The 12,919-nt window shown below is 50.6% G+C and carries 11 protein-coding genes; 6 read left to right on the top strand and 5 right to left on the bottom strand.

What is annotated here, in order from left to right; genetic code table 11:
* Positions 1-43 precede the first annotated feature (43 nt).
* The 3 genes from H6629_09765 to H6629_09755 form a co-directional block, all read right to left on the bottom strand.
* Positions 44-1,498: a T9SS type A sorting domain-containing protein gene (locus tag H6629_09765; protein ID MCB9068080.1), complete on the bottom strand. Its 1,455-nt coding sequence runs from the start codon at positions 1,496-1,498 to the stop codon at positions 44-46.
* An 83-nt stretch (positions 1,499-1,581) separates the two neighbouring features.
* Complete coding sequence (locus tag H6629_09760) at positions 1,582-2,595, bottom strand: LacI family DNA-binding transcriptional regulator (protein MCB9068079.1); 1,014 nt, start codon at positions 2,593-2,595, stop codon at positions 1,582-1,584.
* Positions 2,596-2,882: 287 nt separating this feature from the next.
* Positions 2,883-4,409, bottom strand: a complete 1,527-nt coding sequence (locus H6629_09755) for a peptidylprolyl isomerase (protein ID MCB9068078.1) — start codon at positions 4,407-4,409, stop codon at positions 2,883-2,885.
* A gap of 255 nt (positions 4,410-4,664) precedes the next feature.
* Here H6629_09755 and H6629_09750 point away from each other — a divergent pair, with 255 nt between their 5' ends.
* Positions 4,665-5,423, top strand: a complete 759-nt coding sequence (locus tag H6629_09750) for a class I SAM-dependent methyltransferase (protein MCB9068077.1) — start codon at positions 4,665-4,667, stop codon at positions 5,421-5,423.
* A 79-nt stretch (positions 5,424-5,502) separates the two neighbouring features.
* Here the strand turns inward: H6629_09750 and H6629_09745 are convergent, their stop codons facing one another.
* Positions 5,503-5,685: a hypothetical protein gene (locus H6629_09745; protein MCB9068076.1), complete on the bottom strand. Its 183-nt coding sequence runs from the start codon at positions 5,683-5,685 to the stop codon at positions 5,503-5,505.
* Positions 5,686-5,925: 240 nt separating this feature from the next.
* On the opposite strand from H6629_09745, the gene H6629_09740 reads away from it, so the two are divergent.
* Positions 5,926-8,574, top strand: a complete 2,649-nt coding sequence (locus H6629_09740; protein MCB9068075.1) for an ATP-dependent helicase — start codon at positions 5,926-5,928, stop codon at positions 8,572-8,574.
* A 29-nt stretch (positions 8,575-8,603) separates the two neighbouring features.
* Here the strand turns inward: H6629_09740 and H6629_09735 are convergent, their stop codons facing one another.
* Entirely contained in the window at positions 8,604-9,575 is a 972-nt protein-coding gene (locus tag H6629_09735) for a DUF1028 domain-containing protein (GenBank protein MCB9068074.1), read from the bottom strand.
* Positions 9,576-9,704: 129 nt separating this feature from the next.
* Between H6629_09735 and thpR the strand changes: the two genes are divergently transcribed.
* The 4 genes from thpR to H6629_09715 all read left to right on the top strand — a co-directional run bounded on the left by thpR (position 9,705) and on the right by H6629_09715 (position 12,913).
* A complete protein-coding gene (gene thpR, locus H6629_09730; protein MCB9068073.1) occupies positions 9,705-10,283 on the top strand; it encodes an RNA 2',3'-cyclic phosphodiesterase in 579 nt (192 codons plus the stop codon).
* A 122-nt stretch (positions 10,284-10,405) separates the two neighbouring features.
* Positions 10,406-11,467, top strand: a complete 1,062-nt coding sequence (recA, locus tag H6629_09725; protein ID MCB9068072.1) for a recombinase RecA — start codon at positions 10,406-10,408, stop codon at positions 11,465-11,467.
* A 66-nt stretch (positions 11,468-11,533) separates the two neighbouring features.
* Positions 11,534-12,181, top strand: coding sequence for a RecX family transcriptional regulator (locus tag H6629_09720; protein ID MCB9068071.1), 648 nt, complete (start codon positions 11,534-11,536; stop codon positions 12,179-12,181).
* 57 nt (positions 12,182-12,238) lie between these two features.
* The gene (locus tag H6629_09715; protein ID MCB9068070.1) at positions 12,239-12,913 is read left to right on the top strand and encodes a TIGR04282 family arsenosugar biosynthesis glycosyltransferase; all 675 of its coding nucleotides are present in this window, start codon (positions 12,239-12,241) and stop codon (positions 12,911-12,913) included.
* Positions 12,914-12,919 lie beyond the last annotated feature (6 nt).

The raw sequence follows: 12,919 nt of genomic DNA, 5'->3' as shown, positions 1-12,919 counted from the left end.
GGCGACGTAAAATCGCCCCTGCAAGTATTGAAAATACAGCTACTTACTTCATTAAAACCATTTTCTTGGTAATCAGTGCGTTGGTGCCGCGCAGCGAATACAGATACACACCGCTGCTAACGCGATTGCCGTTGTTGTCCGTGCCATCCCAGTGCACCTGATAGGTACCTGCCTGGCGAACATCGCTGACCAGTGTGCGCACTTTTTGACCCAGCATGTTGTAAATGCTCAACTCAACCGCTCCGTTTTCCGGCACGAGATATTCAATAATCGTTTCCGGGTTAAACGGGTTGGGATAGTTTTGCATCAATTTGAAATTGGTGGGAATGAGTGAGGTAACCGGTGTCGGTTCCGGCTCGATTGCGGTAATCACTTTATTTACTTGCTGTACTGTGAAATCGTCGTACCACACTTTTCCGACCGGGAACGATGTGAAACGTGCGCGAACGCTGATACCTTCGGCATCATCCGGCGCTTTGGCAATGGCGTTAACCTGTACCCAGTCGCCGAGATCTGCGCGCTGGTCGATATACACAAACTGGTCGCCGCCGGTGAGATCCCACGAAGTGGTGATATCCGGTCCGCGATGGAACAGGATGGTGATACCGGCGCGATCGTTATCGCGATCGGGCATAACGTTTGTGGGAATAAACAGCGAATCGGTGTTCACGCCTTCGGATTTCACCATAAAGCTGAACTTGTACCATTCACCGCCGGCTGCAGCAAACGGTTCGCTGTAGAATACCATTTCATCATCTTCGGTATCTTGCTCTTCCAGCAATACGGCGTGGGTGCCACTTGGTGCGCCGGCAGCTTCAACCACATTCGCGAAGCCCAGTTTGCCGGTGTCGAACCAATACATCCACGATTCCGGCGTTTCCGCATCCGCGTTGAACAGGCTCATCGACCACGGATCGGTTGTCGCATCGATGTTATCGAACCAGGTTGTCCCGGTTGCGTCTTTGCCCATTGCAGCGTAGGCATACACTTCGTCCGGCTCGGTGGTTACCAGCAATGCGCCGGTGTATTGTGTCCAGTCTTTGTCCGATACACTCTGATCCACAGGAACAAAACTTTCGCCGACAAGGCTGCCGCCAGCGTAAAATTTATACCAAACGCCAATTTCGCCATCCTGGTTTGCAGGAGCTGTGTTCACACCCGCTGTTTTTGCCCAGAAAGTGAAGTTATACAACACGTTACCTGCGGCGTTGTTCCAATACAGATCCGCGTTGTTTTCCGTTTGCCAGCCCACCCAATCGCTGGTGGCTGCGGTTTTTTCGACCTTGAACGAATACAGGCTCTGCAACGACTGGTTCCACGGATTCGGTGCTGCATCGTCCGATGCCCAGGTCATTGTCGCGCCGCTCTGCGCGTTCCATTCGCTCCAAAAGTTCGGCGTTTGCGACTCAAGATTGCCATTTGGCAACAGGTTAGCCTGAGCCAACAAACCTGCCGAAAACAGCAGTGTCATCATATAGATGAGTATCTTATGTGACATAATAAGACCTCCATAATTTATGGTTTAATAAAATGGATGCGGTGGAACCTTCCACCAATTATTTGAGACGAATAAAAATCAATTTATAACTGCCGCGTTGATTCTCGCTCAATCAGCTTAACGGGTACTAAAATTTTGTGCGGTTTGGCATCGGTTTGAATAACTTGCCGGATGAGGCGCATGGCATGCACACCCACTTCTTCTTTGGGCACTCGCATGGTTGTCAGTGGCGGATCGATAAATGCGGACATTTCCACATCATCAAAACCGATAACAGATATATCTTGTGGAACACGTAAACCCTTTTCTTTCAAATACTTAATCACACCAATTCCCATTGCGTCGTTACAGCAGAACACAGCAGTGACATCCGGGTTACGGTCAAATAAATATTTTGCAGAAAGATAGCCGCTTTCCGTGTTGGTCGAAACAGCGTCGGTAATTATCCATTCATTCCGAACCGGGATGTTTGCTTTTTCCAAAGCAATTTTGTAACCCTGAAGCCGCTCCAGAATACTGGGGTGTTCGATATCGCCGCCAACAAAAGCAATATTGCGGTGATTGCGTTGGATGAGGTGAGTTGTCGCATCTGCGCCGCCGGCGATGTTATCGATCAGCACCATCGAATATTTGCCTTCGGGCGGATAATAATCCGCAAATACCAGCGGCAATTTGTATTCGCCCAATCGCCCGGTCAGCTCTTGCGGCACTTTTCCGGCGATGATAATGCCGTCAACATTGCGTTCCAAAACAAAACGGGGCAATACTTCGCCTTTGTGAAATTCCGGGGAAACAGTGGTCAGTAAAACGTAAAACTCGTGTTCGCGTGCCTCAAATTCGGTACCGAGAAACACCTTTGTGTAAAACGGCTCGCTTTTCGAAAAGTGATCTTCGCGGAGAATAAAACCGATATTTCCGGTGCGATTGGATACCAGCCCGCGGGCAGACCGGCTGGGATGATAATCCAGTGTTTTGATGGCGCTGAGCACTTTTGCCCGCGTCGCCGGTGATATGCGTTTGTGATTATTGATCACCAGTGAAACGGTTGCGGTAGATACGTTCGCTTTTTTGGCAACATCTCTGATCGTCGTGCTCATCGAACCGCCATTAGTTAAACGTTTAACTTGTTGAATGAATATAACGACACCTGGCAAGAAATGTCAAGACTTAATTTGGGGAATTTTTTTGACCTGATTTTGAGAAATTATCAGAAGGTTTGCAATTGTCGCAAAATAAACACTGTTTTTGTATCAAAAAGGCTGTTTTTTCAAATCGCCGCGACTGCTTTCGGGCAGCACCGGGTTGCAACATTTTGCGCGTTAGGTTAAACGATTAACGCCTTAAGTGTATATTTTCCCGTTTTTTAACGACGGTTAATCAGGAATCAGGAAGGCTTGCGAATCATAAACATGCGGATGCGGTTTTCCCAGTCGATCAACGCATTTTCCTGCTGCAACAATGCTTCATCGATGCGGATTTCCGGGGCGTTTTCTGTGCGCAATTTGCTGTGCAACCGGCGATTTGCCTCACTCCATGCCCAGCTTTGCAGCGTGTGGTGGTTGCGCACATCGGGATTTCCGGCGGGAATATCTGCCGCTTTTCGCCCGTTTTCGAAATATGCGGCAACAGAATCTGGAATGCTGATGCCCGGAATTTCATCGCGCAGATACAGCAGAAATGCAAATTCCGTCGCGAAATCGTGCATTTCACGCGTCACGCGCGGATGGTTTTCCAGCCCGGATTTCCGGGCTTTTTCCAGCAAAAACCGGTTGCGCACCCAAATGCCCAAATGGTCGGAAAACTGGCGCGGTGACTGGAATTTTGGACGATCGCCCAACGGCATTTGCGACAGCGACGCCAAATAATCGCCGATGGAGATCGCTCCGCCTGAGTATTGCACCAGCGGATCACCCAAATTTTTGGCAAGTTGCACTTTGACCGTCGCCAATTGCTGATCGTCGAGTGAGTTGCGGAATTGCATGCGCGGCTGCTCTCCGGATGCGTTTTTAGTGAGCGCATTCCACAATTGCCGAAAACCCTGCTCCACCGGCTGTGGATTTTTGTCGCCGATAAATTCGCTGATAAATTGATTGGCAGCAACCTGCTCCCGTTTGCGGCGCAGCCGTTTTTCCAGGCTCGGGCGCTGGCTTTCGAAAACGGATTCTGTTAAAATTTGCGGTTCGCGGCGATCCAGCACTTCGATGAGGTGAAACCCGAAACGCGTTTTCACCGGATTGCTGACGGTGTTCGGCGGCAGTTGCATCGCCACCGCTGCAAATTCCTCCTCCAAATCGCCGGATTTTTGCCAGCCGAGTTCGCCGCCATTTGCCGAAAGCGTGCTGTCGCGAAACGCCTGTTTCGCCAATCGCGCAAACGGCACGCCATTTTGCAGCGAATCCTGCCATGCCACAATTTGCCGATAATCGGGTGAAAACAGATGACGCACCCGCACTTCGGTGTTGTATTCACGGAAAGCCTGCTGCAAATCCGCATCGGAAATTGCCACATCGCTTTGCACCATTTCGCGATACAACTGCCGCAGCATCGCCTGCTGCAACTCCCATTCGCGCGCTTTTGTGAAATAGCTGCTGTCGGTCAATCCCGTTTGTTGGGCTTTTTGGTAGGCTAACAGGTAATCGATCTGCTTTTCCAACTGACTGCGCAACGCGCCGATTCCGCTGGAATCCACCCCAAAATTGGGGTCGTATTCGTAAAATCGCCGGAAATCATCGAGGGTAATTTCGTCGGAGCCGACAGTTGCGATGACCGGCTGATCGGATTTTTTCTGCTGCTCCGCTGTTTCGCAGCCCCAAAAATTGACAACAGCAATCACCGAACAGAGTGTAAACCATCGTAAAATCATGGATTTTTTAATATTCATCACCAATATATTCTCATTCGTTTTTCGCATTCGCTTCTTTCGCACAAGTTTAGCGGGATTCGCCAAAGCTGTCAAGTGCAATTTGAATGATTCTGTAGATGGCAATAACCGTCGGTTCAAAATTTTGCCTAACTTGTCGATAATTCTAATTTGTTGGATAACGTAAATTTGCATTTAACATATTGGATGCCCGATAATCCCGATACATCGGGACGGGCATGACGCGCTAGTCGCAGGTTACTATTATCCACTTACTTTATTGTTCAAAAAAGCAGGATTTTTACAGTGAATATTTACACCGGATTGTTCCCATTAATTTACGATATGTATTGGCCGGCGTTTGGGCGCAGCGCAGCGCCGATGATCTGCGATTTTTACAGCAACACCGCCGCCGGAAAAGAAAAACTGCCCGTGCTCGATTTGTGTTGCGGCACCGGCGATCTGGCGTTGCATTTTCTCCAAAACGGATTTCCGGTGACCGGTGTGGATATTTCTGCGGGAATGCTGGATCTCGCTCGCGAAAAAACCGCTGATTTTTTGGCAAACGGTGCGGCGCAATTTATCGAATCCGATGTCAGTAAATTTAATATTGACAACAAGTTTGGGCTGGTGGTTTCCACTTACGATTCGTTCAATCATCTGCCGGAAATCCAGCAAATTAAACAAACGCTCGCAAATGCCAAAACCATGCTGCTGGACGATGGCTGGCTGATTTTCGACATGAATACGGAGCGGGGTTTGCGCCAGTTCACCAACATTCAAGTGATGGATCAGCAGGAGGTTTTGATGATCAGCCGCAGCATTTTCGACGCGCGCAACGCCTGCTCCATTCTCGAAATCACCGGATTTGTGAAAAACGAAACCGGACAATTCGAGCGCTTCGATCAGTCACTGACCAATTTTGTTTATAATTTGCGCGAAATTTTTTCCTACCTCATTTACCTCGGTTTCCGGAATGTGCGTTTCTGCTCGGCAAACGATTTGTCGCAAAACATTCACAATCCGGAAGATCACGAACGCATCTTTTTTGTCGCACAGCGATAATTTTTTTGGGAAGTTTTCAATAAAAAAATGTCACTGCCGACGGTGGTTCAACGCCGACAGTGACGAGAATCGGTAGGTATTACGCTTTCATAATCGGATTCCCAAAGCGTAATGTAGCTATCAGGAGGGTGTGATATGTGGGAATCGCGATATTTTTTACATTTTTGATCAGCGATTGAACGACCGCCGCTGCACACAACTTACGATTCAATTCATTTTCAAATTGCAGCGCAAACGACACGCCCACCCGAACTGCGCACATCATTATTTCTATTAACAAATATGATGACAAAGTTTGAAACTCATCAAACACGGCAGTGTTTTTCGATCGTAAGCTATTGTTTTTATTGAGCAAACTTTTTCAATGATGCACATCACACCCGTTTCCCGGGCAGCGAATTATTGAGTGTAATGCCGCAACTGCTGGGTGATTTCGAATATTTCTTTTGCCTCAAAACAATTGAACGTATACATTTGTGCATCACAAATTTGAGAACGGCGGATGAAGCTTACCGATCAGCAATTGGCAATCATACAACATCTGGAAGGTCCCGCACTGGTTTTTGCGGTCGCCGGCGCGGGGAAAACCACCTGCATGGTGCATCGCATCCGCAATATGATTGCGCAGCAGTTATGCCAGCCGCAACAAATTTTAGCGACATCATTCAACAATTCCGCGGTGGCGGATATCGTCGGGCAGTTGCAGCGGCTGAACGTCCCGACGGGCAGTAACGGCGTGGATTGCCGCACACTGCACTCGCTCGGATTCCGGGTGATTCGCGGGGCAGTGCAGCGCGGTTTTCTGGACAAAAACTGGTTGCGCAACACCGGCGAGGACAATCTCACCGGAATGCTGATCGGCAAAACGCTGACGCAAATGGCGATCGCGGATAGCACGGACATCACCGAACTGGATGTAGATCGCGAGGATTTGAAAAACCAGATTTCCATCTGGAAAGGGAATCTGGCATATGCGGATCTCGAAGCGGCCGGTTTGCCGGAAGCTGCGCGGCACATCGCCAGCGCCGCAACGCACGAAAACGGGCAATATCTGCGGGCATACAAAATTTTCGAGCATTTGCGGACCCAGCAATTTATCATCACATTCGACGATATGCTGATGATGGGTTGGGAGCTGCTTATCCGCCACCCGGAAATTCTGCAATCTGCACAGGACAACTATCGCTCTATTATTGTAGATGAATTTCAGGACGTGAATTTCGCGCAATACCAACTGCTCGATCTGCTCAGCGCGCCGCACCGCAATTACATGGCCATCGGCGATGACGACCAGTGCATTTACGAATGGCGCGGCGCAAATCCCTCGTTCATCCTCAATTTCGAGAAAAATTACGGTGCGAAAGTATACACCATCAGCGATAATTTCCGCTCCTGCGCGCAGCAAATTTTACCCGCCAACGCGGTAATCGCCCACAACAAACGGCGCTATCCCAAATTTTTGAGCCTCACCCGGGGATTCGGCGGCAGCACCCAAATTCTCGCACAAAAGGATGAGTGGGAAATTGCCAAACACATCGCCGGGGAAATTGCTGATCGCATTGCCGCCGGACAATCGACCCGTGAAATGGCGGTGCTTATCCGGTTGTATTCGCAAACCGCGCATCTCGAAGCCGCGTTTATGGAGAAAAATATTCCGTACGAAATCGTCGGTGCGCCGGAATTTTACAAACGGGACGAGCTGCTGCCGCTGTTCCAGTATCTCTCGTTCGCGTTCGCAGAGGCGGAAATTGCTGAAAGCGGATTTCCCGAAGATCCGAAGCAGATCAAGAAATACCACGAGATGTTCGCAAATATCGTCAACAAACCGCGCCGCTATATTTCCCGCGATATTGTGGACGGCGCACAGCGAATGTCCCGCCAAACCCGCCGCTCGGTGATTGATGTGCTGAAACATCAAAAGGAAGTGCTGCCCAAACGCGTGCAGCAGCAGGTCGATGATTTTTGCGAAACGATCCGCCTGCTGCTGCTCCGGCTGAAACGCCCGGCGCACAAAACGCTCGGCTGGCTGGTGGAGCAAATCGAATACGAATCGCACCTCATTCGCATCAGCGGGCAGATGGAAATCGGGCAGTCGCGCGTGCAAACCGTGAAAGCGTTGATCGAGTTCGCCAAAATGAAAAACCTGCGCTGCGGGGAATTTCTGGCGCATCTGCGGGAAATTACAATTCAGCCGATCCCGAATCCCGGAAACCTGCCGCCGGTGAAGATGCTAACTATTTATAAATCCAAAGGGTTGGAGTGGCAAACGGTTTTCGTTCCGGGCAGTAGCGAAGGCACCGCGCCGTTCGTGGTTTCGGAAGACAAATCGGACGAAGTCGCCAAAATTGCCCATGTGGAAGCGGAGCGCCGCCTGTTTTACGTGGCGATGACCCGCGCAAAGGCAAACCTGTTTTTGTATTATTCCGCCGAAAAAAACATCAGCCCGTTTCTGGATGAAGCCAAAACGCCATCGCTGCTGACGCAGATCGACAAGCTGGCAAAAGAGGTTGCTGCCGCGCCAGATTTCCGGCGGGAATCGGAGCAAATCGAATTTATCGAACGATTGGGGCAGTTGCGGCTGGATCGATTTTTTACGCGCTGGTCGAACGCGCTGCATCCGTTGCGCAACCATTGGCACAGCGATTTTCAGCGATGGCAAACGCACATCCGCGATGCCGAAGCAGCGGAAGCGGCCTATCGAGAGGCGTTGACGCAATATCAATCGGATCACGAAAAAGTGGAGCGGCAGGTGCGCAAATTTGAGAAAAACATCCGCGAATCGGGCATCCTGATTCACAAATTCAAAAGCGCCTATTATCCGGTGAAAATTGGGCAAACCATTCAATTTGAGGTGATGGACGACGGCGGCGTGATTGCCGTTTCCGGCAGCGGAATGGTCGGGATGGTCGATTTTGACGAGATGCCCCGGTTCGATCGCGCGGCGGTAATTTGGGAGCGATCGGCGGTGATTATCGGGCGCATCCTCAGCGATACACAGGTGGAAGCGCGTTTCAGCACGCTGGCGTTCGACAACACCCATCTGCAATCAAAAGTTAGCGGGTGGCGCAAACCCTCCCCGCCGAAAGATGCGCTGCGCCGGTTTCTGAACCCGAATTTCCGGCGCGGACTGATCACCATTTTCGGAAAGTAAGGGCGAGCGGTCGCTCGCCCCTATGTTCACTACTGATTCAAAATTTCCCGCAACTGCTGCGGCGAAACTTTCAGCAAGCCTTTCGGCTGCAGCCGCGATGTCAGCAGCCGCCAATTTTTGTCTTTGCTGAACACATCTTTGAACATCGGCAGCGCCTCGCTCATGCGGTTCATATTCACCAGCGAAACCGCGGTCCAGTATTTCATTTCCAGATTATCCGGGAACATGTCCATCGCAGCGCCATATTCGCGCAGCGCACCGGCTTCATCATCTTGTTCGATAGCCAAGTCGCCCGCGTTCATGTGGTCGTATGCGCGATGCATCCGCAGCAATCGTTTGATCTCCTGCACCGGTTCGGCATGATCTTCCACCCGCAAATCCACCAGCCGGTCTTCCCAAATGTTTCCGGTCGATTTTCCGCGAACCACCAGCAGCGCCGCCGATTGTTTGCCACGAATATCGCCGCCCTGCGCCTGCGCCGCTTCCAACGCTGCAACCAGCCGTTCCGCCAGCGGACCTTTTGCGTCGAGAAAGGCTTTTTCCATCGCCGGCCACACCCGATTATTGAGCATCATATTTGCCTGAATCGAATAATTTTTCCGGGTGATATGCCCGGCATCCGGGATACAGCCTTTGCCGGTGTGGGTTGCCGCATTTCCCCGTGCGTCGATGATGGCAAGCTGCCGGACATCGCGCCCGTCATCGGTTTCCAGCAACGAGTTTACCGCTTGCTGCGAGGTCATCCCCGATTTCAGCAGCGACAATCCGCGCGGCCCGAACGACGGGTTGACAAACGACTGCGTCGCCACTGCGCCGACACCCGCTTCTGCCCAAATCACAATGCTGCCAACCGAAAACCAGTGCGATTGCACCGCCGCGCCAATTTCCCCGGTTACGGTATCCACCGCAACAATTGAATAGGTGTGCGCAAACGGCGTGCTGAAAAACGTCTGCGCGGAAACGCCAACGGATAACATCAACAAAAACAATAACTTTTTCATGAATCACTCCCCAATAATTTTGCCGTTTTGATGCGACGAAGTTAGCGCATCCGCAACAAAATTCCAAATGCAGCTTGTGCCATTTCTGCCGTCGCGCTATATTTTTTCAGAAATTTTTGGAGATGCCAGATGCAAACCCTACGCACATTTATCGCGATTCACCTGCCGGAAAAATTAATTGCTGCGCTCGGCGATTTGATCGCCGGAATGCCGCCCGAAACCGGCGCGGTGAAATGGGTGAAACCGGAATCGATTCACATCACCCTCAAATTTTTGGGGGACATCATGGAAAGTCAGCGTCCGCAAATTGAATCAGCGCTGGAAAATGCCTGCGCAACTACAGCGCCGTTTGCGCTCGCCAGCGGACAACCCGGCGCATTTGCCAACTGGCGAAAACCGAACGTTTTTTGGGTGGGCGTAACTGGCAGCGAGCCCGATTGGGCGGCAATGCTGCAGTTGCAATCCGCCATCGAAGCGCAGTTGGAAGCCATCGGTTTTCCCCGCGAAAACCGCCGCTTTAAGCCGCACCTGACCATCGGTCGGGTAAAAAATCCCCATCAAACGGCTGCAATTGTTGAGCATTTACGCACAAAAACATTCCCCGAAATCGCCATTCCGGTCGCATCGGTTCACCTGATGAAAAGCGAACTCACCCGGCAGGGCGCCATTTATTCTGTGCTCAAATCTGTCAATTTGCAAAAAACCTGAATTTTTATTTGCAAATGAGATTCGCGTTTTCTATATTTTGGTGTAATTGTGTTCACTATCGATTTTTATCAAAAATTGTCAACTATTTATATTGAAACGCATACCTGAATGAGGTCTTTTTTATGAGTACAGAAAACGGTGATAAGCAAAAAGCCATCGGTTTGGCGATGACCCAAATCGAACGCCAGTTTGGCAAAGGCTCGATTATGCGATTGGGCGATCGCCCCAAAATTCATATGGATGTAATTTCCACCGGCTCCATTTCGCTGGACAATGCACTGGGCATCGGCGGAATTCCCCGGGGCAGGATTGTGGAAATTTACGGTCCGGAATCGTCCGGTAAAACCACGCTAACCCTGCATGTCATTGCCGAAGCGCAGAAAACCGGCGGTTTGGCCGCGTTTGTGGACGCGGAGCATGCGCTGGACCCAGTTTATGCCCGCAAATTGGGTGTGGATACGGTCAACCTGCTGGTTTCGCAGCCGGATAACGGCGAGCAGGCGCTGGAAATTGTGGAAACCCTGGTGCGCAGCGGTGCGCTGGATGTGGTTGTGGTGGACTCGGTTGCAGCGCTCGTTCCCCGCGCGGAAATCGAAGGCGAAATGGGTGATTCTCACATGGGTTTGCAGGCACGATTGATGTCGCAGGCGCTACGGAAATTGACTGCAACTGTAAGCAAATCAAATACTTGCGTCATTTTTATCAACCAGCTTCGCGATAAAATCGGCGTGATGTTCGGCAGCCCGGAAACGACCACCGGCGGTAAAGCACTCAAATTTTACACTTCGATCCGGCTGGATATTCGCCGCATTGCCGCTATCAAAAACGGCACGGATGTGGTCGGCAACCGCACCAAAGTCAAGGTTGTCAAAAACAAACTTGCGCCGCCGTTCAAAGAATGCGAATTCGACATCATGTATGGCGAAGGTATTTCCAAATACGGCGACTTGCTGGATTTGGCGAGCGATATGAACATCGTGCAAAAAAGCGGCACCTGGTATAGCCACGGCGAGGACCGGCTCGGTCAGGGACGTGAAAATGTGAAGGTTTATCTCAAAGAAAATCAGGATTTTGCGGAAAAAATTGAACTTGCCGTACGCAAAAAACTAAACCTGATTCAGGAAGAAGAAATGGCCGAAGTCACAGCCGAAACCAATAACAAACCGGCCAAAGAGAAAAAATAAGCTAACTCGACTCAACCTTCAAAACCTCCCGGGATATTCGCCGGGAGGTTTTGTTTTTTAAAGAATATGCCAACTGTCATTCACATGGAATTCAAGCGGCGGCGTCCGGAGCGATTTATCGTGTATCTGGATGACGGCGAAGGGCGCTGGTTCAGCCCGGAAACGGTGCTGAAACACAGTATTTCACCCGGAAAATCGTTTGGCGAAACCGAATTTGCCGAAATCCAGTTGGAAGACGGTATCCGTCGCGCGAAAGACCAGTTGCTCAGCTACCTTTCGCGGCGGCCGCACAGCCGGAGAGAGCTGCTGCTCAAAGCTCTGCAAAAAGGATTTGAAACGGCACATATCGATCCGGCGCTGGACGATCTCGAACGGCTGGAATTGGTGAATGACCGCCAATTTTGCCACCAATTTATCCAGAATGAACTGCTGTTGCGCCCGTGCAGCAAAAACTTGCTGCAGGATAAGCTGATGAAACGCGGTATTTCCCGCGATATTTATTTGCCAGTTCTCGATGAATATTTTTCAGATGACACACAATCGGAGATTGTTCAGGAATTGGCGGATAAATTTTTGGCGCGAAACGCGCATTTGCCGGGACGAAAACGCGCCGAAAAGCTCATCCGGCATTTGCAGGCAAAGGGATTTGAGTGGAGCTACATCAGCGATGTGCTGGAAAATGCCCGGCTGAACACCGATGATGAAACGGAATAAAACAGCATCGTTTATATCGGAACGGTCACGAACGTTCCCTACCCGAGACAACAGTTGATGACTAAATCAGAAAATCTGTTGATTATTTTTATGAAATTTCCGCGCCCCGGTGCGGTTAAAACGCGGTTGCAGCCGGAAATTTCGCCGGAGGGCTCGTACCGGCTGTTTCGCGCAATGTGCGAAGACTTGGTTGCCAACCTTCAAAATAGCGAACAATTTGATCTGCAAATCCACTTTTGGCCGCCGGAAAGCGAAGCGCAAATGCGCGACTGGCTCGGAGAACATCTGTCTTTTGTGCCGCAAATTGCCGGAAATCTGGGTGAAAAAATGAATGGCGCAATTGCCAATTCGCTGGCAGCGGGCTATCGCAAAGCCGCGATTATCGGCAGCGATTTGCCAACGCTGGACGCCGCGCGCATCAACCTCGCATTCGAAAAACTGGACAGCAGCGACGCTGTTTTCGGTCCCACAAATGACGGCGGTTATTACCTCGTCGGGATGCGCCGGGCGAATCCGGCGCTGTTCGAAAATATTCCGTGGAGCACAACATCTGTGTTCGTCAAAACAATGGAAGTTGCGAATTCGAACCATATTTCGGTTGCGCTGCTGCCGCAGGAATCGGACATCGATACATTTGATGAAGTGCGACTGCTTTGGGCGCAATGGAAAAATCGCGTTGCGGACGCACCGTTTCCCAAAACCATCGCCGAAATTCAGCGTTTTTTTAATTGAGAGCGT

Source organism: Calditrichia bacterium, from assembly GCA_020634975.1.
Taxonomy (GTDB): Bacteria; Calditrichota; Calditrichia; order RBG-13-44-9; family J075; genus JACKAQ01.
The sequence above is the reverse complement of the archived record's forward strand: the minus strand, read 5'-3'. Positions and strand labels throughout refer to the sequence as shown.